Raw genomic sequence first — 23,277 nt, forward strand, 5'->3', positions numbered from 1 at the left:
GCGGTTCATATTTTTCATGACGATGGCACCATTATCCGATAAAAATCATGGAGGCCCAGCAAACAAACTCGCGGAGAAATTAGGATAATGACCACGGACCAGCAAGTGCGCTATTCATCGAACGTCGAAATTGCGAAAGAATTACTGGACCTTGATGGCAAGAAAGTCGTCGATGTTGGCTGTGGTGAAGGTCGTTTTACCCGCTTCCTTGCCAAAGCCGGAGCAGAGGTCACAGGCATTGATATCAACCAGACAGCCCTTGATCGCGCCATTGCGAAATCTCTCGATGAAGGGGTTGATGTCGCTTGGAAAAATGCACGGGCGGAAGCCATGCCATTTAAAGACGGGGAACTTGATATTGTCGTCTTTTCCAATTCATTCCATCACGTCGCACCAGAACGCATGGCCGATGCGCTCAATGAAGCCGGACGGACTTTGAACCCGGACGGGGTGCTCTACATCATGGAACCTGTCGCTGCCGGGGATTATTTTGAAGCAACCCGGTTCGTCAATGATGAAAGCGAAGTGCGCAATCTGGCAATCGGCGCCATCCAAACCTTGGCCCGTGGCCCGTTTGATGCAGTAGAGGAAGTGACCTACCATTCCCAAAAGGCCTATGAAAATTTTGAGGCATATGCCGACGAACAGAGTCTGCGCGGTGAAAAACGCAAAAAAATCTTCGAAGACCGTGGGCCGGAAATCAAAGAAAAATTCGTGGCCGCCGCCCAAAAGGAGGATGGAAAGCTCTGTTTCGATCAGATCTTCCGGATTAATCTGCTCAAAAAATCCACCTAAATATGCCTATTAATTAACCAGCCACAATAGAATGGCTATTTAACAGGCATATTAGCCGCTATTACGAACCTGCCGTCCCCCCTTCTGCTTGGGGCGACCCGCTGCACCCCCTTATATTTAGCCATTTTCTACCAAGAGCCCCTGCTTTGGGGCAATTGGCATGTCTCTTGCGATACTGAGGGTAGGAAACATCCACCCTTGAGGCGCCCACACAGGGCTCTGTTTTGACGCAAGAGCGGATTGCTCCACTAGAAAAAACACGTTGGACTGTCGCAACACGAAGGAATAAACCATGAAATTTAGACTCCTGATTACCCTTATGGCGGTGATGATCGGCTTCGGCTCGACCTCTCATGCCGATGAATTATTCACAGAAAAATCAATGGGCGGAAAATTCAGCGCCAATGCTGGTTTTGTCTCTGAATACCTGTGGCGAGGCCTTTCCCAATCGGGCAATGGCAGCCCCGCTGCGCAAGGCGGGTTCGACTTTACCCATGATTCCGGGTTTAGTCTTGGCGTTTGGGGTTCCAACATCAACTTTGCCGGCAACCTTGAAATGGATGTCTATGGCGGCTTTTCCAAGGACCTTGGCAACAAAATCACCATGGATGTCGGGGCGATCTATTATCACTACCCCGGACAAGCCAATGCTGCGGACCTTGATTTTGTCGAAGGCTCTATCGGTCTTGGCAAAGATTTTGGTGCCTTCAGCGGCAGTGCTAAAATCAGCTACTCCCCTGATTTCACAGGCTCCGCTGGCAATGCCACCTATCTTGAATTGGGTGCAGGCATTCCCCTTGGCAAGATTTTCACCCTGAACCTCCATGGCGGCAGGCAATGGATGGAAGAAAACACCACTTCCGGATTTGATGATTATACCGACTGGTCTGCAGGCATTGGTTTTGCCGGCGCCGGGTTTGATTTTGCAGTCACCTATCTTGGAACCGATCTGCCATCGGGCCAGTGCACCAATGAATGCTCTCGCCTGATCGCATCCGTGGGCCGCTCTTTCTAACAAAGCTGCGTTGCTTACCGGTTGATTTAAAACCGCTCTTTGTCCCATCCTTTTGATGGCGGCAAAGGGCGGTTTTTTCATGGCCTCACATAAAGGTGATTTCCCTTACGCGAAAATGGCAAATAATATGATCCTTGGATCTATGTCGGAGGTGCATCATGACCCCAAAGAAATTAATCTGCTCAGGCAGTACAGGCGCATGCGTCAGCGCCGTATGTTGCCTGACCCCCGCTCTCACCTTGCTGCTTGGCGGAACCGCCTTTGGCACCTGGCTTGGCTTTTCGGATTACGTTCTAATCCCGGCCTTTGTTATGTTCTCAACCCTCACCATCATTGGGGTTACCCGCCTGCGGCGTAACAAGAGAGCCTGAAATCATGAACGAAGACCCCCGTCAAGACAGCAAAGAACCTCAACAGGAAATCACCCTGTTCTCAACCCTCACCTGCCCTGAATGCGGGGCAATAAAGCGTGAGGAAATGCCAACAGATGCCTGCCAGTATTTCTATGACTGCACTGGCTGCGGCGCGGTTTTAAAGCCCCAAAAGGGCGATTGCTGTGTGTTCTGTTCCTATGGAGATACCCTCTGCCCGCCGATGCAGGAAAATGGCAAAGGCTGCTGTTAGGCGCGCGCCGCATCATCGGTAAACAGCGCCATATAAAATGCCCCCAACGCCAACACCACCAGCCACCATGCCTGCCAGATGCCAAATGACAGATTATAAATGACAAATGCTGTTGATATCTGAGCTACCATCAATCCCCGCGCAATCGCATAATTCATTTTTGCGGCCAATGAAAATAATAGAAATATTCCCACCGCCCCCAACGCAGCGCCTGGAAACCCGAGTTCAAGCCACAACTGCAACGGGCCATTATGGGTATGCAAGGAGATCAGAGTGCCTTTCGCCGGCACATCCTCAAGGGTCAATGCGACCAGATCCTGACCCCCCGGCACGGCCCGGGCAGCCCCCAAACCATGCCCAAGCAGGGGGCGTTCCATGATCTTTTCTGTGGCAAATTTCCAAATGTATAGCCGGTGAACAACTGAAACATTGGAATGGTCACTGACCATGCTTGCGGGATCAATGTGGGTCAACACCCGGTCCATTGCGATTGGCGCCATCATCACCCAAATCGCCGCAATGCCCCCCAAAAGCTTGGTCATGGGCCGGGGGGTGACGGCGGATAAGACAAATGCGATGACACCGAGGGTCAACGCCAGCGAAAAAGCCATGCCATACAACGACCAGAGCGTCACCAAAACCAGCCCTGCCAAACCAATCGCCAGAAGTCGCCGCCCCTGATTTTCCAACGCCATCAGTGCTGGCCACAGCAGGACCGCCATGACGGCAAGCCCTCGATTGAAATTAGAAAACAGTTCTTCCGTACTTAATCCCACGGGGTTTCGTACCTGTTTGATCAAAAACCCGTCGCTCACACGTTCGCCAAGGACGATCAAACAGGCAATCCCAATGCCCATGGCAAGCGCCATGCCCACTGCCTTTTGCCCACCCGAATCCAGGCGGCGATGAACGGAAAAAAGAACCAGAATTCCAGACAAAACGGCGAAAAGATCAATTCCCTTGCCCAGGGTTCGATCCGGTGCGATGGACCAAATGATGCTTGCCGCCCCCCAGGCCAGAACCCCCACCAGAAAAATCGCAAAACCCTTGGGAAACCCGGGAAATTGAGGCTGTTCTTTCCGCTCCATCCAGATCAGAGAGAGCGCCAAACCCAGAACCAGCCAGATCAGTCCCTTGGCGGCATAAAGGCTGGCCAAGGGTGCTACAAATGCGACAGCGACCAGCCATTTTTCGCGCGATGGTGTTGACCCGGGCACGCTTTAAGGCCCCACACGTTCAGGATAGAGTGCCGCAAGCCCAACATCTGAAGCCGCACAAACACCCCGTTCGGTGATCAACCCTGCCACCAAATGGGCCGGGGTAATATCAAATGCCGGATTGGCAGCAGACGTGCCATCGGGTGTCAGGCGCAATTTCAAAATCACACCCGCATCATCGACACCCTGAATATGCGTGACCTCTGCCCCATCGCGTTCTTCGATGGGAATATCCATGCCACACGCCATATCCCAATCAATGGTTGGTCCCGGCAAACCCACATAAAATGGCACATTGTTGTCAAACGCCGCCAAGGCTTTCAGATAGGTTCCGATTTTGTTACAGACATCCCCATTTCGGGCCGTGCGATCGGTGCCGGTGATGCAAAGATCAACCGCACCCTTCTGCATTAAATGCCCCCCCGCATTATCAGCGATAACCGTGTGAGGCACGCCATGGGCACCAAGTTCCCACGCTGTGAGGCTGGCCCCTTGATTGCGCGGGCGGGTTTCATCAACCCAGACATGCACCCCAATGCCCGCATCATGGGCCATATACACCGGCGCCAGTGCCGTCCCCCAATCCACCGTCGCCAACCACCCCGCATTACAATGGGTAAGGATATTGACCGGGCCATCCCCTTTGGCGAGAGCAGCATCAGAAATCAACGTCTTGCCATGTTCCCCGATGGACCGACACATTTCGACGTCTTCGTCGCAAATCTCTGCTGCACGACGATACGCAGCCTCCACCCGTTCATTGACCGGGCATTTAATAATCGTCTTTTCCATTTCTGCCAGCGCCCAGGCAAGGTTAACCGCCGTCGGCCGGGTTGCGCGCAAGACATCACAGGCTTTTTTCAAACCCTGATCCGTTGCATCTTCTCGCAAGGCAAGGCAAACCCCATAGGCCGCCGTTGCCCCGATCAACGGTGCACCGCGCACCTCCATGGTGGCAATGGCACGGGCCACATCATCCAAACCCGTCAATTGAACCGTTCGGAATTCATGGGGCAAACCGGTCTGGTCGATAATTTCCACCGTCCAACCGTCATCGGCCAGCCAGATGGTGCGATAAGGTGTATTTCCAACCTTCATTTAAGTCTCAAATCCATATTTCCAGTTTTTATTCATCACGATTTCAAGCGAAGCTGCCCAATGACCCTTCGTGACACCAGCGGATACAAAACTGCACCCCCAAAAAGATAAACAGCGTTGATGCTGATGAGGTTAGCGCGATATCCATATTCTGGAAACAGAAACGCAATGAGGGTTAACTTTAACACCAATTCAACGGCAATGATCAAAATCAGGCGGTCCATATGTGCCAGCGCATACAAAAACATGCTTGAATACCGCGCCGTGCCCAGCCACACGATGGCCCCACCCGCAAGGGCGAAAGACAGAGGATCATCGGGCACCCGATCCGGGCCCACCCACAGGCCCACAAGATCAGCGCCATAAATGCCATAGCCAATGCCCGCCACCAATGCGACAAACCAAACAGCCCCCAGCCCCTGATGGAAGACCCGGCTCAGGCGGTCATACTCTTTATTCAAATCCATGTGGATGATCTCTGGCTGCAGGCTTTCCGAAATCCGCCATAATAAAATGATAACGACCTCTGCTATTTTCCAGATCAAAACGTAATCTGCCACCATTTTGGTGGTTCCCAAAACACCCACGATCAAGACATCTATCTGCAAAAGCGCGAGCAACCCCCCATAAACAAGGTATTTCCGGCCCTCTCCATTAACCAGCTGTGCGGCTTTCTGTTTCACCAGGGCAAAAGAAGCCGAAGGACAGTCCCACTGGAACCAACGCTGGCGATACCCAACGGCGGCGCAATAAGACAAAAAATTGCTGATCACGAAAACGGTCATGACGGCAACAAGCCCCCCGCCATGGGAAAGCCATGTCAATGCGCCCGCACCAAAGAGGAAAACGCTCATGATGAAAAATGAATAGGCCTGCACCTGTTTTTTGGCAGCCATCAACATAAGAAATTCAACGTTGAGGCGGCCAAGGGAAAACAAATACGCAACCCCAAGCAAAACAACGGCGATCAGTTCCATCTGGTCAAGCAAGCCCGTGCCCGGGGTCAGAATTGGCCATGGCCCAAGGAAAGAACCGATCAAGGCCAACCCGACCAACCCCATATAAATGCCATAAATCATCCCAATGGCACGAAAGACAATGATTGTATCCATTGCCCCCTGTTCTTTTCCAATACCCGGCCCAATACCAATCATAGTCTCGCTCAAAACGCGCATCCCGCGGCCCTGCAGCCCATTCAGGCCAACAACCGCAAAATGCGCGAAAGCGAGGACCATCATTAAAACGCCAAATCCCGCTTTTCCCAAGGTGGACAGGTAAAGCGGCACAAGGATGAGTTGAAGCAATATTTGAGAGCCCATGACGGCATAGGCACTAACCACGCCCCCCAAATAGCCTTTGTTATTTCTGGCTTTATCCAAAAATTCTTTTAAAAAACCCACCGCCGACATGTCCTGAAATTTCCAAATGATGACTGTTCTCAAACGCACCAAAACGATGCATCAACACGCCATCAACCCCATTAAATGAATTCTATGTATCAAATACCGCATTTTATGATAAAAATCGCTGTTGACGTTTCAAAGTCACAAGACATGCTGTAAAAAACAAAACATTCAAATGCCTCGAGAATTAAGGCATTCCCCTTTCCAACCACCCCTTTGGGTGGTCCCTGTCGTTAAAAACCAGAATTAGTGGTGGTTCAAAGATTCATGACAAGCCCTGAAAATCCCTTCGTTCCATCTTCTCCAGAAGATCGCGCTGCATCCTCGCAGAAGATTCTTTCTGTGGAAGACATTGGTGAAACCATTGCCAAACCAAACAGGCAGGGCAAAACCGTTGTGCTTGCCCATGGGGTTTTTGACCTTATTCATGTTGGCCATCTCCGGCATCTCAAAGAAGCAGCCGAGCTTGGCGATATTCTGGTTGTCACCATCACGGAAGATGAAAAGGTCAACAAGGGGCCGGGTCGTCCCGTATTTTCAGAACAATTGCGTGCCGAAATGCTTGCCGCTTTGGAAATCGTTGATTTTGTCGGCATCAACCGTCATGCCAGTGCGGAAAACATCATCAACACCATCCAACCAGATATTTATATCAAAGGCCCCGATTACGCCAATGAAGATGATGACATAACGGGCAAAATCAGCGTCGAGCAACAGGCCGTCGAAAAAAATGGCGGGCGGGTTGTTTTCACCGATGACATCACCTTCAGTTCATCCACACTGATCAACCAATACCTTGATGTCTATGATCCTGAACTACAGGATTTTTTGCACGATGCGCGCGGACGGGATGCCATTTCCCAGATCCATACCGCAATATCGGCCATCGAGAACATGAAGGTGCTGGTTGTTGGCGACACCATCATTGATGATTATCAATATGTCACGCCCATCGGGAAATCCCCCAAAGAAAACATCATTGCAACGCTGCACGAAGACCGTGAAATTTTTGCGGGCGGCGTCATTGCCACCGCCAAACACGTTGCCAGCTTTTGCAAACAAGTCGATGTCATCTCATCAATTGGAAGCGTTAACTCTTATGAAGCGCTGATCGAGGAAAACCTTCCGACAAACCTCAACCTGACCCTTGTTGAACGCGACGGTGCACCGACGGTACGCAAAAGACGCTTCGTTGACCCCACATACATGCGGAAACTTTTTGAAGTCTATTACATGGAGGATTCACCCTCTCCCAAAGATTACGAAAAAACAATCAACAAGAAAATTGAAGCCGTCATCAAGGATTATGACGTCGTTATCGTCAATGATTTTGGCCACGGCATGATCATGCCATCCACCATCTCAATCCTTTGCGAAAAAGCCAAATTCCTTGCTGTTAATTCCCAAAGCAACAGCGGCAATCTGGGGTTCAATCTGGTTACACGCTATCCCCGTGCGGATTATGTTTCCATTGATGTGCCCGAAGCGCGGTTGGCATTGGCCAATCGACACGATGACATCGAACACCTAGCTGAGAATTTGATCCCGGAACGGATCGCGTGCGACCTGCTTGCCATTACCCATGGGAAAAATGGCAGCCTGACCTATAAGTCCGGGGAAACGCCGATTAAAATTCCAGCCTTCACCAAATCTGTCGTCGACACTGTTGGCGCAGGCGATGCCTTTCTTGCCGTCACATCTCCGGTGGCAGCATCAGGCGCATCTGCTGATATTATTGGCCTCATTGGCAATGCTGCCGGCGCCATCGCGGTGGGCATTGTTGGCCATCGAAATGCCATTGATAAAATATCTTTGCTCAAATTCCTTACCCGTCTTCTTAAATAACCCTGTTTTGACAAATCGCCGAACCGAATGCCGCTCCTAGACCGGAAATGCCCCACCTTTGATCACTTCTTGAGAAAAACCTGAATAGTCGATATTTTCGAATGGTGCCATTTTCCGGTCATCAAATATGTTACTGTAACCCTTTCCTATCACGCTTTTTTCTAATGAGGATCGCCCCTTGCCAGAGACTTCCAAACACCATGTTATGATCACGGGCGGTGCCGGTTATGTCGGCGCAGTCCTGACGCCCAAGCTTTTGGAAATGGGACATAAAGTTACGGTTCTAGACCTTTACATGTATGGCGACGGGGTTCTGGAAGGTGCGCGCCAATATGACGGGTTGAGAGAAATCCACGGCGATATCCGTGACCCCAAGGCGATTGAGGCAGCAATGGAAGGCTGCGACACGGTGATTCATCTCGCCTGTATTTCCAATGACCCGTCCTATGATCTTGATCCTGAACTTGGCAAATCCATCAATTATGACTGTTTCCGCCCCATGATTAAGGCGGCGAAGGCCGCCGGTGTGAAACGCTTCATCTATGCATCTTCATCCAGCGTCTATGGCATCAAGGAAGAACCCAATGTCCATGAAGGGCTGGAACTTGACCCGCTGACCGATTATTCAAAATTCAAGGCATTGTGTGAAACTGTTTTGGAAGAAGAACGCGAACCCGGGTTCACCACCCTGACCCTGAGACCAGCCACGGTATGTGGATATTCGCCGCGCCTGCGACTGGACCTGTCGGTGAACATCCTGACTAACCATGCCATTAACAATGGCAAAATTACTGTTTTTGGTGGCGAACAACTGCGGCCAAACATTCATATCCAGGACATGACGGACCTCTATATCAAAGCGGTAGAGGCTGACGCTTCCGAGATTGACGGTAAAATCTGGAATGCCGGTTATGAAAACCATTCCATCAACAAAATTGCAGAGATCGTCCGGCACGTCATTGGCGAAGCCGTGGGCATCGAAGTAACCCCCACCGATGACAACCGCTCATATCATGTGTCTTCTGAAAAGATCAAAACTGAGTTTGGGTTTTCTGCAAAACACACCATCGAAGATGCCGTGCGCGATATCAAAGATGCCTTTGATAAGGGCCTTGTCCCCGATTCCATGACGGATTCATTTTATTTCAACATCAAGCGCATGCAGGAAATTGACCTCCATTAATCACCCATCTGACGGAACCCACAAACGACCATGCCCACGCAATCCAATCCTTCCCTGACCGATGATGTCGATGCGCTTAAGGCTGTTGCCGCACGCATTCGTGGCAATCTGGTGAAGATGTCCCATGAGGCAAAAACCCCCCATTTGGGTTCTTCGCTTTCATGCACGGACATTGTGACCACCGCCTATTGGGGGGTTTTGCGACTTGATCCCAAAAAACCCCGTGATCCCAATCGTGACCGGTTTATCCTGTCCAAGGGACATGCGGCAACAACGCTGTACACCACACTGAACATGCGCGGGTTTTTCCCCGACGGCCTTCTTGATAGCTATGCCAAAAATGGCAGCGCGCTACAGGAACATCCCGGCCCTGCCTGTGCACCAGGCATCGAGGCCGCCACGGGTTCTTTGGGCCACGGCCTGTCCATTGGCATTGGCATGGCTTTGTCGGGGCGCATTCAAAAACAGGATTACCGGGTGTTTGCCCTGTTAAGCGACGGCGAATGCAATGAAGGTTCTGTTTGGGAAGCCGCAATGTTTGCAGCCAAACAATCCCTCGACCAGATTTGTGTGATCGTTGATTACAATAAATGGCAGGCAACGGGGCGCAGCAACGATGTGCTTTCCCTATCGCCGCTCCGTGAAAAGTGGGAAGCGTTTGGTTGGGATGCCCATGAAATTGATGGCCATGACATTGGCGCATTGCTCGATATCATGGGCAAGGTTCCCAATGGCAGCGGCAAACCGTTGGCCATCATCGCCAACACCGTCAAGGGCAAGGGCGTTTCCTTTATGGAAGATGACAACAATTGGCACTACCGCATCCCCACGGCAGAAGAAGTGGCGACCGCCCATAGTGAATTGGGGCTCAAATGAGAAATGCGTTTGCCAAGGAAATGACGGAAATTGCGGGCAATGATGACAAGCTCGTCTTGCTTTCAGGTGATATCGGAAACATGCTTTTTGATAATTACAAGAAAGTTGCCCCGGAACGGTTTTTCAATTGCGGCGTGGCAGAAGCCAACATGATGGGCCTGGCCTCAGGCATGGCCATGTCTGGGCTGCGGCCCTTCGTCTATACCATCACACCGTTCACCACCACCCGCGTCATGGAACAAATCAGGGTCGATGTTTGCTATCAGAATGTCCCCGTTGTGATCTGCGGCGTCGGGTCAGGGCTTTCCTATGCCTCCCTTGGGGCCACCCATCATTCTTGCGAAGACATTGCCATGTTGCGGACCTTGCCGAACATGAACATTCTCTGCCCCGGCGACGCCATGGAAGTCCATGCCTGTATCCGTGCCGCCTATGCCCATGACGGGCCTTCTTATATTCGTCTGGGGAAAAAGGGCGAACCGGTTATCCATGATGAAATTCCCGACCTGACCATTGGCCAACCCTTGACCATACGCGATGGCAAAGATGTCTCTATTTTGTCCGTTGGCACCATGTTGCCAACGGCGATGGAGGCGTCTGATATTCTATTAAAATCAGGGATCAATGCCGGTGTAACCAGTTTTCACACCGTTAAACCGCTCAATACCGATACCCTTGCCCGGGCATTTGATACCTGCCGCTTGGTGGTCACCCTGGAAGAACACAGTCTCATCGGTGGATTGGGATCAGCCATTGCAGAATGGGTCGTCGATCAGGGTGGAATTACCACACCCCTTTTGCGCATTGGCACCCCTGACAAATTTTTCAGTGAAGCGGGCGAACAGGAATATGCCCGTGAGCGTTTGGGTCTGGACCCCGCGTCTGTGGCCAAAACCATCACAGCCAAATTAAATTAATGATTCCCACCCCAAACGAGAGACAGGACCATTGAAAACCTTAGCTGCTGTCCTTGTCGAGACTGGCAAACCGCTTGTTCTCGCTGAGATCGAAATCCCGGCCCTTAAACCCGGGCAAGTTCTAGTCGAAATCGCCTATAGCGGTGCCTGCCATACCCAGGTTCTTGAAGCCCGGGGTTTGCGCGGCGAAGATCGCTGGGTGCCCCATTGTCTAGGCCATGAAGGCACCGGAAGGGTTCTGGAAATCGGGCCTGAGGTCACCAAGGTCAAACCGGATCAACAGGTCATCATGAGCTGGATCAAGGGCAGCGGTATGGAAGCGGGCGGCACGGTGTATTCCTGGGAGGGAAAATACGTCAATTCCGGCGGTGTGACAACCTTTGCCCGCATTGCCGTTGCCAGCGAAAACCGCCTGATGCCCCTGACAGAAGGCCTTGATATGCGCCAAGGCATCATGCTGGGCTGCGCCCTGCCCACAGGCATGGGGGCCGTGATCAATTCCGGTGCCGCACAAGCTGGCGAAAGTGTTGTTGTCTTTGGTGTGGGCGGGGTTGGAACTTCGGCCGTTTTTGGTGCCATTGCGGCCGATTGCACACCAATTATTGCCGTGGATATCAACCCATCCAAGCTGGCGCTGGCGGCCAAAAGCGGCGCAACCCATACCATTGATGCATCCACCACCGATGTGGCTGAGGCGATCAAGGCGATCTGCCCCAATGGGGTTGATCTTGCCGTTGAAGCCACGGGCGTCCCCGAAGTTATGGCCCAGGCGATCGATGCGGTGCGTGCCCAAGGTGGGCGCGCCGTCGTCCTTGGCAATGCTGCCGAAGGCAAGACCTTGACCATCAGTCCCAAAATTTTTAATGCCGGGAAAAGCCTGATCGGGAGTTGGGGCGGCGATAGCCAGCCAGACCGCGACACCCCACGATATGCAGCGTTGATGTCCAATGGCCGCATTGATGTGGAACCGATCCTTTCATCTCCATACAGGCTGGCCGATATCAACAACGCCCTTGATGATCTTGAAGCTGGCCGTATCGGAAGGCCGCTGATTGATATGTCACTCGATTAGGGGCGATAGGGGGCAATCATGCGCATCGGCATCGATTTCGACAACACCATCGTCTGCTACGATCCTGTATTCCACATTGCAGCATGCGAAAAAAAACTGATCCCCGAATCCATCCCTGCCACAAAGGAAGCCGTGCGCGACCATTTACGAGAAATTGACCGCGAAGATGATTGGACGGAACTGCAAGGCTATATCTATGGCACCCGGATGGAACTGGCCAAACCGTTTCCAGGCATCTTCGATTTTCTGAAGCAAACCATCAACCGTGGCATTGATGTCTTCATCATCAGCCACAAAACCCAATTTCCTTATCGGGGCCCGCAATACGACCTGCCTGCTGCGGCCCGCAGCTGGCTTGAAACCAATGGTGTGTTTGACCCGGAAGGGATAGGGCTTTCCGTTGATCGGGCTTTTTTCGAACCGACAAAAGAATTAAAGCTTGAACGCATTGGCGCCCTTGGCTGCACCCATTTCATAGATGATCTGCCTGAATTTCTGGCCGAACCGGGTTTCCCACCCGATACAACAAAGATTTTGTTCGAACCCGGCGCTGAACGCCCTGTTGCAACCCCGGTGCATCGCGCAAAATCATGGGCTGACATCACTAATTTTCTGTTTGGTCCAAATGCTGGCGACACGCCATGACCCAATCTGATCCCCGCGATGTGGCTGAAAGCCTTGCTCGGTCTTGCAATCTTGGCAAAGTAGAACACATCGAAGAAATGGACGGCGGGGGCAATAACCGCCTATTCCGAATGGTTTTCAAGAACCAGACGGTGGTGCTTAAACACTATTTCAGTGACCAAGCAGACAAACGCGATCGACTGGGCAAGGAATTTTCATTCCTTCAGTTCGCCTGGGGCCACAAAATTGATATTTTGCCCCAACCCCTTGCCAAAGACCCCGACGCCAACATTGCCCTCTACACCATGGTCGAAGGGCGGGTCATGACACCCGATGACATTACCGATGACATCATGTCCCAGACCCACGCTTTTATCGCCTCGCTCAATGCTTTGCGCACGAAAAAAGACGCCACCGATCTTTCGGCTGGTTCGGAATCCTGTTTTTCGCTATCGGACCACCTCACCACCGTAGATCAACGCATGGAACGGCTTTCCACCATTGACGACAAAAGCCCGGAAGGGGCAGAAGCACGACAATTTGTAGCAGACGAATTGATCCCGTTCTGGAAGGCATTATCCAAAAGCACCCGTGAGGCGGCAACCAATGCCGGCATTGTTCTGTCTGGTGCCATTTCAATGGCAGACCGTTGCCTGTCACCATCGGATTTCGGGTTTCACAATGCCCTTCTGGATCAAGACGGCACCGTTCGCTTCCTCGATTTTGAATATGCGGGTTGGGATGACCCAGCAAAATTGGTTGGCGATTTTTTCAACCAGGTTGCCGTGCCCGTGCCCCATTCGTACCTTGATGGCTTCACCGATGCCATTGCCGCATTAACGCCCAACCCCGATGCCACAAAAACGCGGGTCAAGCTTCTCTTGCCGATCTATGGATGCAAATGGCTGTGTATCATCCTTGGCGATTTTCTGCCTGTGGCAACGCGGCGGCGGCAATTTGCTGCTGCCAAATCTCCCGATGAAACGGCCCAGCGCCAGAAAGATCAGCTGGCCAAGGCACGACGCAAACTGGATGTGCTTCACAAGGCCATGGCCTTGGAATAGAGTAGCTAATTAATTTCATTGATCTAAATTTGTAAAATCAGAAAAGTGTTTGCGCAGAAATCAAAGAAAATATAGAGGCTCCGTTTAATTTTGGAAACATACGCAAACAGATTTTACAAAAGGCGAACCGTTGTTGCCCTGCTATTCCTCTATGTTCTCGGTTTCATTCTCAATTCGTCTTATCTTTTACCTCAGATTCCGCAAATCAACTTCTTTGATGAAGTCATTTACATTGAAAGTGGGAAAAACCTTTTTCTTTATCATGCGCTATGGCCATTTCCACGTGGTCCTGCCATCTCTTTCTTCTACGCTGTTATTTTTCCCTTTATTCCAGAATCCGAATTTTGGCTATTAACTGCGGATCTTATTGGACGTGTAACAGCCTATACCCTGCTGTTTATCAGTGCGTGGCTAATCGGCACGGAGCTTGCCCATCGCAAGCTCTGTCACCCACTTGTGCCTGTGGCGCTGCTGACGGCACTGCCGTTTTACCTCATTTTGCTGCCTGGCCCCAGTTACTGGACATTTGTTTGCTTTGTCAGCCTGACATTTTGGGCCGTACTGAATTACGCGCGCACCCAGAAATTGTCTATGCTGTTATTAGCGGCCATTGGCTCCACTCTTGCCCTCATGTCACGGCCAGATGTGGTCTTCAGCGTATCTGTCCTAATCGCAGTCATGTTCATCACCCGCCCCTGGCGATCCTCGCGCATGCTGGTTGTGGTCGTCCTTTTGGCTGGCATCCCAACAGCAACGGTCAGCAGCTACATTTATGCATACGGCCACCAAACAGGGGCTTATATATTTGGCGGCGACCACAAACTGTACGACACCTTCCAGGCATCCAGGCAGGTGCTATTCGACAAAAAAGACATAAAAGGAAAACTGGATTTTAACCTTGCGAAGGCCGCAAGGCTTGCAAGTGAACGTGATTTCGGCACGGCGGAAGAAAATAAGTATTCCGTCTTGCGCGCCATAGCCCGAAACCCATCCCAATTTGCACGGATCGTCTGGCAAAATACGATCCAGTACACGGCCCCAAGCCTGATGACAGCCTTTGGGGTTCGCGTTCCAGCGGTAGGATTAGCAAAGCCCGAGAACCCGCTCAGGTACTTGTCACTCTTCATCTTCTTATTTGCAGCCTTTGGTCTTGCCATATTGGTTCGGCGTCGCAAATGGAGTGAACTGATCATTGTCTGCCTGTGGCCGCTTGATATGGGTTTATATCTCTTTACGATCAGCTTTCCTGGCTATTACCTGTTTCATGTCATGGTTGTTCTGATGCTTGTCTCCATAGGGTTATGGGCCTGCACATCAAGGCTGAATGATCGAAGAATTACGCTTCTTTTAGGGGCGGTTCTGATGATCGTTGTCTGGTTGGATTGGGACCACGCAAACCGGGTTGTTTCTTTAGCCAAGGGTGGGGGCATTCTATTTGTCATTGCATATTGGAAATACAGGAAGCTGGAAAATCAGCAAGCCATCTGGGCACCCTTGATCATTGGTGGTCTTGCCCTGATAAACCCACCAACAAACTACCGAATGAATTTAAAAGTTGAAGACATTGGGTTTTTTTCCCAAGCAAAATATCTGAGAGACCACTATTCCCCTATGTCCCCGGTTTTTGCCTTTCCCGGCGTCGCTCCCATCTCTGCAAATATGTGGTGGATCCATACATGGGCAGATCTTGGCAAGGTGAAGTCGAAAGAAGATTTCCTGGCGATGATGAAATTGGTGGGCATGCCGGCCATCGCAACGGACCCTATGCTTAAGGCACATAACATTTATGGTAGTGGAACAATGGTAGAAAAATATGCACACCATTATTACCGGGTTGTCTGGCGTGGCCCCAATGACGCATATAAAATACTGATTCCAAAGGATTTGTCAAAATCGCGTCTAAGACTGTTAGCAAAGCCGTCAGAGGGCGGGTCTAAATGACAGGTGCCGTAGATGCCTTTGGGTCACAAGCAACTCAAACCACTGCGGAAGTTCTATAAAGATGTCTTGTTTTCATCAGATAAAGGCTCTTTCGATTCAATCCGTGATCAAATCTTATCAAGGCCGATGGTATCTTTAACAATATAGTTCGGCCTGTTCCGCACATTCTGGTCAATTCTGGAAATATAGAATCCCAGAGCACCAAGAGCCAAAAGAATGGTTCCCCACATAGATAAGAAGAGTGCCAGAAAGGTGTAAGTTGACATGCCCCCAACTGGACCACTTGTCAGGATCAATGCTGCTATACCAAGCGCCATAGAAATCACAAAAAGAAGGCCGCCAAATATAAGCATCAGGTAAATCGGCAATGCGGAATTTGATGTCAGACCATTGAGCAATTGGAAAAGCGCACTTGTCCCATAAAAGCGAAAATGAGGCGTCCCTCCATAACGGCCATGGCGAACATATTCTACGACGGTTTGGTGTAATCCAACCCAGGCAATCAAGCCCCGGATATAGGGGCGCGATTCCTTCATGGTCAATACGTGTTCAACGGCGCGCCGTGACAAAAGTTTAAAATCACCCGCATCAACTGGCAAATTAATATCAGAACAAATATTTATGAACCGATAGGCCAGTGAGGTCAGTGCTGTCCGCGCTCTGGTTTCGCCATCTCGTTGACGACGAACGGTATGAACAACATCGGCACCCTTGTGCCATTCACCCACAAGCTCTGGGATCAATTCGGGGGGGTCTTGTAGGTCCGAATCCAGAAAAACAACCGCTTGGCCTGATGAATACTTAAGCCCGGCCATAAGACATTCTGTTGGGCCGAACCGGCGCGACATATTGAGGACCCTGATGCGGGAATCCTCATCCGAAAATTGCTTGAGTAACTTTAGTGACTCATCGGTAGAATCATCATTGACAAAAATTATCTCAAACTCAGAAACGGCTGTTTCCAGGGCCTTTCTGGTGCGCTCAATCAGTGTGGGAATGTTTTCTTCTTCGTTGCGAAACGAATAAACAACAGACAGTTCAATCTTCTTCTCACTCATTCACCCCACCTTGGCGTTCTGTTCTTTGAACAGATTCTAGTTGTGTGTTTACTGGAAATACCCTGTTGAGATTCGGTCGGCAGGTGTCAATCGTTCGCACAACTTACGCGACCTTGGTTTGCAGTTCAAGGGCGGGCTTGATGGCATGCTTGGCCTGACGCAGACCACAGCGGGGGCAGCAGAGTTCATCCACACCATCCCCTGACACTTGGTGTTAACGTCATTTTCTTGAAAAACAGAGTCATGGGTAAATGCCCACAAGCTTATCGTTTGAGTGGAATAACCAGTGTTTTGAGCCCTTTTTTAGGGATCAAAACAGCATAACCACCATCCCCAAACTCATATCCGGTTCGATAATAATGCTTTGCATATTTTTGAATAGAGGAATTGGACTGGTAAAGGTTGTAATCGCGCATAACTGGATCTATCAAAATAAGAGGCATCCCAACCAATTTCATTTTGGCCAAAAAGTCCTGTCGGGATTTAATATTGGCAAGATCTGCCCATGGATGCATCCACCACATTTTTGCCGACACAACTGCCGTTCCTGGCTGCGCAAACGTTGCGGTATGCGGTGGGTAGTGTTGCCTGAGAAAGGTTGCCTGTCCAAGAAAGCCTGCATCCTTTGGCGTAATGTGCCAAGGGGCCCGAAAAGTGGTTGGCAGATTAAAAATAATGAGCCCGGCAACCAGCACCGATACAGATGCCGCGCGATATTCTTCAATTTTGTGCCGAAATAGGGCCGCTAAAACCAGCAAAGCTGCCCCACCGATCGCCATCCCTATAATCCGGCCACCTGCGTTCCAATCCAGGGCAACAACCCCCGCCAAAACCAACCCCCACAGGGCCAGCAAGGATGGCTGTCTCAGTCGCCCAACCCCTGTCCAAATTCCCACAGCCATCAAAAGAAGAACAATCATAAAATGGAATGGAAAGTAATCTGGGAACCCAATCGTAATAAGGTATAGGCCAAGGTCTGCGGGCCATACGGCAAGAATCATCAACAACAGCCATTCACGTCTTCGGAACAATTCGATCAGGCCTAACGCTGCGAAAAACAGGACCACAAACGCAAAATATTTTAAACGATTATCAACGACCCGTTTGCCATCAACAATTACCCTGAGCCCAAAAATACGTCGAAGGTTTGGCAAACTATACTTGACGGTATTATGCCAGACGATATCGGCAAAAACAGAAGGGTTGCGAACAACGGCACGAAAAACTGAATAATTGTTTTCTTTAGCTGTGCCAAAGACACGAGCACTTTCAGCACGCGACTTGGCAGCAATTTCAAAATCATGCAGGCCAGCAATCTCTTTCTCGTCAAAAAGCACCATATGCGAACTTGCAAAGGTGTCGTAAAGCTTGTGTCCCCCACCAAACAGATAAACCCCCGTTTTCTGTCCATAGTAATAAACATAGCCCCCGACCGATATGGCCGGGATCACCCCCATCATCAGCACAACCACACCCATGCGCCATGAGCGCCAGGGACGGGTGACAAGCATCATCCCGATCAAGGCAGATGTTGCAAAAATGACGTCTGGGCGAATCATCAGGCAAATTGATGATCCCGCAGCCGCAGCAATCAGGGGTAATAATTTCTGGGTACGGGCATAATTCAGCGCCACCCAAAGCGTCAGGCTCACGAAAGACGTGAATGTCCAATAGCTGGGATTGCGCAGAAGGATGATAAAAAATGGCAGTGCTGTAAGCAGCCCGACCATCAAAAGAGCGGGGGCCAAATTGCGATGGGCAAGCTCCCGCCCAACCAACGCAGAGCTTACAAAGAACACCGTATAGGCAATGAGACGGCCTGAAATATCCGCCAACAACAACCAGAACACAGAATCTGGCATGAAGGCATAAATCACTGCATAAATGAAGGCAATGCCCGGTCCACGCGGATATGGCCAGAATGCGCCATAGTCAAATAAATCCTTGCCGGCACCGAGATAGACGATTGCGTCCGAATAATTAATCTCATCAAGATATGGAAACAATGCATTGGCATTAATGACAAGTCCTGCCACGTATAAAAATGCGAAGCCCGCGATCTGAAGGTTCCGGGCATTAATTAAAAAACCTGAAAAATTCATGTCATCCCTGTTCCCAGTGGGGCCAATCTGGCCACCTGCCCCGTTTGCCATCGCCCTTTATGGTCAAATTATCGCGCTCAATGCCTTTATACCCCGTAGCCTATGGTATATAAATCTATTATAGAATACCCAATCAACACACTGACAAAGAGAGTGCTTTTAGGTGCCAAAATACTGCGTTATCGGATCAAATGCATTCTCCGGACAGGATTTAATCGATCTGCTTTTGGAAAATGCTGATGATCCTATCATCGGGGTTAGCCGGTCCGAAGAAGCCCCACCATTCATGCTGCGGTATCGACAACGCCCCGATACCACGCAATTTCAATTTCACCAGATCGATCTGAACAAGGATATCGATGGGTTTCTGGCCCTTCTGGACCGGGAAAAACCCACCCATATCATTAATTTTGCTGCCCAAAGTGAAGTGGCCCCGTCATGGGAACACCCCGATCACTGGTTCCAGACCAATACCGTGGCGCTGGCCCGGTTTGTGAACCACATGCGACAACAAGATTACCTTGAACGCTACCTGCACATTTCCTCGCCCGAAGCCTATGGCAGCTGCACTGGCACCGTGACCGAAACCACCCCTGATAACCCATCCACGCCTTATGCCGCCTCCAAAGCTGCGGCTGACATGATCAATCATGTGTATCACCAGCAATATGGCTTTCCGGTCATGACGGTGCGGGGCACCAATGTTTATGGCGCCCGCCAGCAATTGTTTAAGATCATTCCACGCACGGCGATTTACATCAAGATGGGCAAAAAATTACAGCTCCACGGCGGTGGGGTCGCGGTAAAATCCTTTATCCATGTGCGCGATATTTCCCGGGGTGAACAAGCCATTCTGAAACGGGGCACCATCGGCGAACGCTACCATCTTTCCCCCCCATCGGGCGTGAGCATCCACGATATCGTTGCCACAATATGCGAAAAAATGGGCGTTTCTTTCGAAGACAGCGTCGACATTGCGCCTGAACGCCCGGGCCAGGATGCCGCCTATATTATCAGCTCGGCCAAAGCCCATAAAACCCTGGGCTGGACCCCGGAAATTTCCCTTGAACAAGGGATTGAAGAAGTGGTGTCCTGGGTTGATCAAAATTGGGATTCGATCACCAAAGCCCCCATCGACTACATTCACAAACCTTAAACAATTTACCCCTCAGGAAACCAACCCCATGGCCTATATTGATTTCATTTCAAAAATCCACCAATCAACCAAACGCGATTATGTTCAGCGCGTTGTCGAACATGACAAGGCGGAATGCGCAGAAATTGCCTGCCAATTTGAAAAGGACTATTGGGATGGAGAACGCCATGTTGGCTATGGCGGGTATCATTACGATGGTCGCTGGCGGGTGGTGGCAGAAGACATGGTTCGCCATTATGGACTGGGGCCAGACAGCAAAATTCTCGACGTTGGCTGCGGCAAAGGGTTCTTGCTCTATGAATTCACCCAGGTCATTCCGGGGTGTGAAATTGTTGGCATAGATATTTCACACCACGGAATTGAGAATGCAAAGGAAGAGGTGAAACCTTTTTTGCAAATTGGGTCCGCAGAAAGTTTGCCCTTCGAAGAAGGCAGCTTTGATTTCGTCTTTACCATCAATACCCTTCACAACCTTTATGTTAATGAATTATGGGCAGCCCTGACCGAAATTGAACGGGTTGGTAAAGGGGATAAAAAGCACATTATCATCGAGGCCTATCGCAATGAACGTGAAAAGGTAAACCTGATGTACTGGCAACTGACATGCCGGGCGTTTCACACCCCCCAGGAATGGGAATGGTTATTCCAGAAAACCGGTTACAGTGGCGATTATTCATACATAACCTTCGAATAAACTGGACGTGTCTACAATGTCACATGGCAAAACATATCTTGATGAAGTCGCACAAATAGCCAATGCGATTGACCCCGGTGAAATCGATGCCCTGGCCCAGGACCTTGTGGCTTTACGCGTGGCAGGCGGGCGCCTGTTCGTGCTTGGGGTTGGCGGCAGCGCTGCAAATGCCAGCCACGCCGTAAATGATTTTCGAAAACTCTGTGGCATTGAGACCTATGCGCCAACAGATAATGTGTCCGAACTGACCGCGCGCACCAATGATGATGGATGGGAAACTGTCTTTTCAGAATGGCTTAAAACCAGCCGTGCCGGGGATCAGGATGCACTTTTTATTCTATCTGTGGGCGGCGGCAACCTAGAAATGAATGTCAGCCCCAATTTGGTTTCAGCCATTAAGCTGGCGAAATCCAGAAATCTCAAGGTTTATGGGGTTGTCGGGCGCGATGGCGGCTATGCAAAACATGCCGGAGACCGGGTTATTGTTATCCCCACTGTTGCCCCGGATCGTGTCACTCCACATGCAGAGGCATTCCAGGCCGTCATATGGCATTCTCTTGTCTGCCATCCCGATCTGCAAATTCAGGAAACAAAATGGTAACTGGATCACGCCGGAACGTTCATAACAGGTAAGAAAAATAGGAATCTTATAATCATGACAACGGTCTCTCATCTTAAAGTAAAGATATTCGCTGACGGTGCTGATTTTGATGGCATGGTGAAAATGTATGAAAACCCTTTGATCAAGGGGTTCACCACCAACCCCACCTTGATGAAGGCAGCAGGCGTTTCGGATTACGTAACGTTTGCCCGTCGCGTTCTGAAAGCCATTCCCGATCGACCTGTTTCATTTGAAGTGTTTGCAGACGAACCAGATGAAATGAAACGCCAAGCCACTGAAATTGCATCATGGGGAAAAAACGTCAACGTAAAAATTCCCATAACAACAACCAAGGGGGAACTCTTGGCCCCTCTCGTCGGGGAACTTTCAGCAAGTGGCATTGCCGTCAATGTGACGGCTGTTTTCACACTGGAACAGGTGCAAGCCATTGCCGATGTCCTTAACCCGGAAGTTTTTGCCATCGTTTCCATTTTCGCAGGGCGCATCGCCGATTCCGGGATTGATCCGGTTCCCCTGATGGCCAGTGCGGCCAAAATGCTTGAACGCCACCCGAAAGCAGACCTTCTTTGGGCCAGCCCCCGTGAAATTCTTAATATCTTGCAGGCAGATCAGACCGGGTGCGGGATTATCACGGTCACCAACGATCTTCTCAAAAAACTGCCCCTAGTTGGCAAAGATCAAGACGAATATTCTCTGGAAACGGTTCAGATGTTTTACAATGACGCCACGAAGGCCGACTATAAAATTCAACTTCCTGATGCATCTCACTAATTATTATCAGACAGTAATCTAAGCCGATCTGGATGCTTTCAGACACCGAGTACCATCATTTAAAAAACAGGACCAAACTTACATGGCAAAAAGTGCGCGCGCAGTCGTAACAGGGGGGGCTGGCTTCATTGGCTCTCACATGGTCGATCTGCTGCTCGACCGTGGCTTTCAGGTTCATATCATCGATAACCTGACCGGGGGCCGTCCACAGAACATTGCCCATCACAGTTCAAACCCCGATGTCACCTTTTCCGAATTCGATATCCGGGATGTTGCTCTGGATGATCCGGCATTTGAAGACGTGCGTTATGTGTTTCACTTTGCAGGCATTGGCGACATTGTCCCATCCATCGAACAGCCTCTGGAATACTTGTCTACCAATGTGCAGGGAACCGCGCGCATGCTGGAATGTGCCCGGGCAGCCAACCATGGCAAAGGGGTTGAGAAATTTGTCTATGCCGCATCGTCATCCTGCTATGGCCTGGCCGATACCCCAACCACGGAAACCAACCCGATTAATCCCCAATACCCTTATGCCTTGAGCAAATACCTGGGCGAAGAAACGGTGATGCACTGGAACAAGGTTTATGGATTGCCGGTAAATTCGGTCCGCATCTTCAACGCCTATGGCATTCGGTCTCGCACCACCGGTGCCTATGGGGCGGTGTTTGGCGTGTTTTTACGCCAAAAGCTCGCGGAAAAGCCCTTTACCGTGGTCGGCGATGGCACACAGACCCGCGATTTCATTTATGTAACCGATGTTGCCCGTGGTTTTATGGCCGCTGCCGAAACCGATATTATCGGAGAAGCCTTTAATGTTGGTGCTGGAAACCCCCAATCGGTGAACCGGTTGGTCGAACTTCTTGGTGGCGATGTAACCTATATTCCCAAACGCCCGGGAGAGCCCGATTGCACCTATGCCGATATCACCAAAATCAGCACACGCCTTGGCTGGCAGCCGGAAATCTCGTTTGAAGAAGGGGTCCAGCGCATCGTCGATCAAATTGAACACTGGCGAGAAGCGCCGCTGTGGGATTCTGAAAACATTGCCGCAGCCACCGGGTCGTGGTTCAAATATCTGGGCAAGCCCCAAGACAGCTAGACGGATCATGGCCCCCATTTACGGCACCATGGCGAACATGCTATTTGGACATAAGGGACATAAGGGACATTACTGCCAGTAAGGCCAAAGGGGGCTTA

The 23,277-nt window shown here is 50.6% G+C and carries 22 protein-coding genes; 17 read left to right on the top strand and 5 right to left on the bottom strand.

Translation table 11 applies throughout. The features are described 5' to 3' along the window. Positions 1-87: 87 nt before the first annotated feature. From HOJ08_02450 to HOJ08_02465, 4 genes are all read left to right on the top strand, one after another. A complete protein-coding gene (locus HOJ08_02450; GenBank protein ID MBT5672298.1) occupies positions 88-795 on the top strand; it encodes a class I SAM-dependent methyltransferase in 708 nt (235 codons plus the stop codon). A gap of 292 nt (positions 796-1,087) precedes the next feature. Beyond that, positions 1,088-1,810, top strand: coding sequence for a hypothetical protein (locus HOJ08_02455; protein ID MBT5672299.1), 723 nt, complete (start codon positions 1,088-1,090; stop codon positions 1,808-1,810). Between the two features lie 158 nt (positions 1,811-1,968). Then, positions 1,969-2,181 carry a mercury resistance system transport protein MerF gene (merF, locus tag HOJ08_02460; GenBank protein MBT5672300.1) on the top strand — a complete coding sequence of 71 codons (213 nt, stop codon included), beginning with the start codon at positions 1,969-1,971 and terminating at the stop codon, positions 2,179-2,181. A 4-nt stretch (positions 2,182-2,185) separates the two neighbouring features. Next, the gene (locus HOJ08_02465) at positions 2,186-2,434 is read left to right on the top strand and encodes a hypothetical protein (GenBank protein MBT5672301.1); all 249 of its coding nucleotides are present in this window, start codon (positions 2,186-2,188) and stop codon (positions 2,432-2,434) included. Here the strand turns inward: HOJ08_02465 and HOJ08_02470 are convergent. The 3 genes from HOJ08_02470 to HOJ08_02480 are packed head-to-tail and all read right to left on the bottom strand — an operon-like array spanning position 2,431 to position 6,158. Continuing rightward, positions 2,431-3,651 (bottom strand): O-antigen ligase family protein, encoded by a 1,221-nt coding sequence (locus HOJ08_02470; GenBank protein ID MBT5672302.1) that lies wholly within the window; start codon positions 3,649-3,651, stop codon positions 2,431-2,433. The two genes, HOJ08_02465 and HOJ08_02470, sit on opposite strands and share 4 nt — an antisense overlap. Positions 3,652-3,654: 3 nt before the next feature. Continuing rightward, positions 3,655-4,749 (bottom strand): S-methyl-5-thioribose-1-phosphate isomerase, encoded by a 1,095-nt coding sequence (mtnA, locus tag HOJ08_02475; protein ID MBT5672303.1) that lies wholly within the window; start codon positions 4,747-4,749, stop codon positions 3,655-3,657. Between the two features lie 35 nt (positions 4,750-4,784). Continuing rightward, a complete protein-coding gene (locus HOJ08_02480; GenBank protein ID MBT5672304.1) occupies positions 4,785-6,158 on the bottom strand; it encodes a hypothetical protein in 1,374 nt (457 codons plus the stop codon). 261 nt (positions 6,159-6,419) lie between these two features. Between HOJ08_02480 and HOJ08_02485 the strand changes: the two genes are divergently transcribed. The 8 genes from HOJ08_02485 (at position 6,420) to HOJ08_02520 (ending at position 15,674) form a co-directional block, all read left to right on the top strand. Then, positions 6,420-7,997 carry an adenylyltransferase/cytidyltransferase family protein gene (locus HOJ08_02485; GenBank protein ID MBT5672305.1) on the top strand — a complete coding sequence of 526 codons (1,578 nt, stop codon included), beginning with the start codon at positions 6,420-6,422 and terminating at the stop codon, positions 7,995-7,997. A gap of 205 nt (positions 7,998-8,202) precedes the next feature. Continuing rightward, on the top strand, positions 8,203-9,180 hold the full coding sequence (locus HOJ08_02490) for an SDR family oxidoreductase (GenBank protein MBT5672306.1): 978 nt from the start codon (positions 8,203-8,205) through the stop codon (positions 9,178-9,180). Positions 9,181-9,210: 30 nt separating this feature from the next. Next, positions 9,211-10,056: a transketolase gene (locus tag HOJ08_02495; GenBank protein MBT5672307.1), complete on the top strand. Its 846-nt coding sequence runs from the start codon at positions 9,211-9,213 to the stop codon at positions 10,054-10,056. Continuing rightward, positions 10,053-10,973, top strand: a complete 921-nt coding sequence (locus HOJ08_02500; protein MBT5672308.1) for a transketolase — start codon at positions 10,053-10,055, stop codon at positions 10,971-10,973. The genes HOJ08_02495 and HOJ08_02500 overlap by 4 nt, the downstream gene beginning before the upstream one ends. Before the next feature lie 31 nt (positions 10,974-11,004). Further along, a complete protein-coding gene (locus HOJ08_02505) occupies positions 11,005-12,045 on the top strand; it encodes a zinc-binding dehydrogenase (protein MBT5672309.1) in 1,041 nt (346 codons plus the stop codon). Between the two features lie 18 nt (positions 12,046-12,063). After that, on the top strand, positions 12,064-12,690 hold the full coding sequence (locus tag HOJ08_02510; GenBank protein MBT5672310.1) for a haloacid dehalogenase-like hydrolase: 627 nt from the start codon (positions 12,064-12,066) through the stop codon (positions 12,688-12,690). Continuing rightward, the gene (locus HOJ08_02515) at positions 12,687-13,733 is read left to right on the top strand and encodes a phosphotransferase (protein MBT5672311.1); all 1,047 of its coding nucleotides are present in this window, start codon (positions 12,687-12,689) and stop codon (positions 13,731-13,733) included. Before HOJ08_02510 ends, HOJ08_02515 begins: the two co-directional genes overlap by 4 nt. A gap of 90 nt (positions 13,734-13,823) precedes the next feature. Continuing rightward, entirely contained in the window at positions 13,824-15,674 is a 1,851-nt protein-coding gene (locus tag HOJ08_02520; protein ID MBT5672312.1) for a hypothetical protein, read from the top strand. Positions 15,675-15,781: 107 nt separating this feature from the next. Here the strand turns inward: HOJ08_02520 and HOJ08_02525 are convergent, their stop codons facing one another. Beyond that, a complete protein-coding gene (locus tag HOJ08_02525; GenBank protein ID MBT5672313.1) occupies positions 15,782-16,732 on the bottom strand; it encodes a glycosyltransferase family 2 protein in 951 nt (316 codons plus the stop codon). Between the two features lie 263 nt (positions 16,733-16,995). Continuing rightward, the gene (locus tag HOJ08_02530) at positions 16,996-18,834 is read right to left on the bottom strand and encodes a hypothetical protein (protein MBT5672314.1); all 1,839 of its coding nucleotides are present in this window, start codon (positions 18,832-18,834) and stop codon (positions 16,996-16,998) included. Positions 18,835-18,997: 163 nt separating this feature from the next. Between HOJ08_02530 and HOJ08_02535 the strand changes: the two genes are divergently transcribed. The 5 genes from HOJ08_02535 (at position 18,998) to HOJ08_02555 (ending at position 23,179) form a co-directional block, all read left to right on the top strand. After that, positions 18,998-19,990, top strand: a complete 993-nt coding sequence (locus HOJ08_02535) for an NAD-dependent epimerase/dehydratase family protein (GenBank protein ID MBT5672315.1) — start codon at positions 18,998-19,000, stop codon at positions 19,988-19,990. Between the two features lie 28 nt (positions 19,991-20,018). After that, complete coding sequence (locus HOJ08_02540; GenBank protein ID MBT5672316.1) at positions 20,019-20,684, top strand: class I SAM-dependent methyltransferase; 666 nt, start codon at positions 20,019-20,021, stop codon at positions 20,682-20,684. Positions 20,685-20,700: 16 nt separating this feature from the next. After that, positions 20,701-21,285 carry an SIS domain-containing protein gene (locus HOJ08_02545; protein ID MBT5672317.1) on the top strand — a complete coding sequence of 195 codons (585 nt, stop codon included), beginning with the start codon at positions 20,701-20,703 and terminating at the stop codon, positions 21,283-21,285. A 54-nt stretch (positions 21,286-21,339) separates the two neighbouring features. Continuing rightward, on the top strand, positions 21,340-22,077 hold the full coding sequence (locus HOJ08_02550) for a transaldolase (protein MBT5672318.1): 738 nt from the start codon (positions 21,340-21,342) through the stop codon (positions 22,075-22,077). An 82-nt stretch (positions 22,078-22,159) separates the two neighbouring features. After that, positions 22,160-23,179, top strand: a complete 1,020-nt coding sequence (locus HOJ08_02555) for an SDR family oxidoreductase (GenBank protein MBT5672319.1) — start codon at positions 22,160-22,162, stop codon at positions 23,177-23,179. The last annotated feature ends 98 nt before the right edge of the window (positions 23,180-23,277 follow it).

It is taken from the genome of Rhodospirillales bacterium (genome assembly GCA_018666775.1).
GTDB lineage: Bacteria > Pseudomonadota > Alphaproteobacteria > SMXQ01 > SMXQ01 > JABIXC01.

Coding starts and splice junctions, on each gene's coding strand:
- HOJ08_02485 (MBT5672305.1), top strand. CDS start 6,420: ATGACAAGCCCTGAAAATCCCTTCGTTCCATCTTCTCCAGAAGATCGC.
- HOJ08_02515 (MBT5672311.1), top strand. CDS start 12,687: ATGACCCAATCTGATCCCCGCGATGTGGCTGAAAGCCTTGCTCGGTCT.
- HOJ08_02465 (MBT5672301.1), top strand. CDS start 2,186: ATGAACGAAGACCCCCGTCAAGACAGCAAAGAACCTCAACAGGAAATC.
- HOJ08_02480 (MBT5672304.1), bottom strand. CDS start 6,158: ATGTCGGCGGTGGGTTTTTTAAAAGAATTTTTGGATAAAGCCAGAAAT.
- HOJ08_02555 (MBT5672319.1), top strand. CDS start 22,160: ATGGCAAAAAGTGCGCGCGCAGTCGTAACAGGGGGGGCTGGCTTCATT.
- HOJ08_02495 (MBT5672307.1), top strand. CDS start 9,211: ATGCCCACGCAATCCAATCCTTCCCTGACCGATGATGTCGATGCGCTT.
- HOJ08_02540 (MBT5672316.1), top strand. CDS start 20,019: ATGGCCTATATTGATTTCATTTCAAAAATCCACCAATCAACCAAACGC.
- HOJ08_02455 (MBT5672299.1), top strand. CDS start 1,088: ATGAAATTTAGACTCCTGATTACCCTTATGGCGGTGATGATCGGCTTC.
- merF (MBT5672300.1), top strand. CDS start 1,969: ATGACCCCAAAGAAATTAATCTGCTCAGGCAGTACAGGCGCATGCGTC.
- HOJ08_02450 (MBT5672298.1), top strand. CDS start 88: ATGACCACGGACCAGCAAGTGCGCTATTCATCGAACGTCGAAATTGCG.
- HOJ08_02525 (MBT5672313.1), bottom strand. CDS start 16,732: ATGAGTGAGAAGAAGATTGAACTGTCTGTTGTTTATTCGTTTCGCAAC.
- HOJ08_02490 (MBT5672306.1), top strand. CDS start 8,203: ATGATCACGGGCGGTGCCGGTTATGTCGGCGCAGTCCTGACGCCCAAG.
- HOJ08_02510 (MBT5672310.1), top strand. CDS start 12,064: ATGCGCATCGGCATCGATTTCGACAACACCATCGTCTGCTACGATCCT.
- HOJ08_02530 (MBT5672314.1), bottom strand. CDS start 18,834: ATGAATTTTTCAGGTTTTTTAATTAATGCCCGGAACCTTCAGATCGCG.
- mtnA (MBT5672303.1), bottom strand. CDS start 4,749: ATGAAGGTTGGAAATACACCTTATCGCACCATCTGGCTGGCCGATGAC.
- HOJ08_02550 (MBT5672318.1), top strand. CDS start 21,340: ATGACAACGGTCTCTCATCTTAAAGTAAAGATATTCGCTGACGGTGCT.
- HOJ08_02500 (MBT5672308.1), top strand. CDS start 10,053: ATGAGAAATGCGTTTGCCAAGGAAATGACGGAAATTGCGGGCAATGAT.
- HOJ08_02545 (MBT5672317.1), top strand. CDS start 20,701: ATGTCACATGGCAAAACATATCTTGATGAAGTCGCACAAATAGCCAAT.